General features: G+C 59.9%; 1 protein-coding gene. It reads left to right on the plus strand.

Going from position 1 to position 1,251, the window contains the following annotated elements:
• Positions 1 to 1,251: N-6 DNA methylase (locus tag MFF42_RS26260; protein WP_238258885.1), on the plus strand; the 1,251-nt coding region annotated here is incomplete at both ends.

The raw sequence follows: 1,251 nt of genomic DNA on the forward strand, positions 1-1,251 counted from the left end.
TATTCTTCCTGCCAAACGCCTGTGTGACGTTTGGCAGGAAGAATATGAGGATAGGCTAAAGCGTTATGGCAGCGCTGAACTTGCCGCGGACCCAGATGAACATCGCTTTCACATCCCACAAGGCCGATTCTGGAAGGACATTCGCAGACACACCACCAACATCGGTGAACACCTGAACGCTGCCTTTCACGCGATTGAGGATGCGAATCATCGGCTGCGCGGCATCTTTCAGGATGTAGATTTCAACAACAAGGAGCGCTTCCCTGATGCGGCGCTGGAGAAGCTGCTTCAGCATTTCGAGACCTACCGGCTGCGCAACGTCGATGCTGAAGCGGACGTGCTTGGGCAGGCGTATGAGTATCTGATCGCGCAGTTCGCCGACGACGCCGGCAAGAAGGGCGGCGAGTTCTACACTCCGAAGATGGTGGTGCGGCTGATCGTCGAGTGCCTCCGGCCCGAGGAAGGCATGAGCATTTACGACCCAACGTGCGGGTCAGGAGGCATGCTCCTCGAAGCCGTCCATCACTTGGAGCGGCAAAGCAAGAACCCGAAGAGCCTGTCGCTCTTCGGCCAGGAGAAGAACCTCAACACCTGGGCCATCAGCCAGATGAACCTTTTCCTGCACGACATCGACGACGCGTCGATCGCGCGCGGGGACACGCTGCTGAACCCCAAGCACGTCATCGATGAGGGCTCGAAGGCCATCCGCACCTTTGACCGTGTGCTCGCCAATCCGCCGTTCTCGCTCAAAAACTGGGGCTACGAGGTCTGGTTGAACGGCGATCCCTACGGACGCGACCAGTTCGGCTGCCCGCCGAAGTCCTACGGCGATCTCGCCTTCGTCCAACACATGGTGGCCAGCCTGAAGCAGGACGGGATGCTCGGCGTCGTGCTGCCGCACGGTGTGCTGTTCCGAGGCGGAGCCGAGGGCCGCATCCGCGAGGGTCTGCTCAAAAGAGACCTTATCGATGCGGTGATCGGGCTCGCGCCGAACCTGTTCTATGGGGCCGGAATTCCTGCCTGCATCCTTATAATCCGCAAGGCGAAGCCGGCCACGCGGAAGGGCAAGGTGCTCGTCGTTAACGGCGTCGAGCAGTACGACGAGGGCAAGGCGCAGAATCATCTGTCAGACGCCGACGTGGCTCGACTCGCAAAGGCGTATCACCAGTACGCAGACGTGGAGCGGCTCGCCCGCGTCGTGCCCATGGCCGAGATGGCGGCTAATAACTACAACCTTAACATCAGCCGATA

The organism is Methylorubrum podarium (assembly GCF_022179745.1).
Classification (GTDB): domain Bacteria; phylum Pseudomonadota; class Alphaproteobacteria; order Rhizobiales; family Beijerinckiaceae; genus Methylobacterium; species Methylobacterium podarium.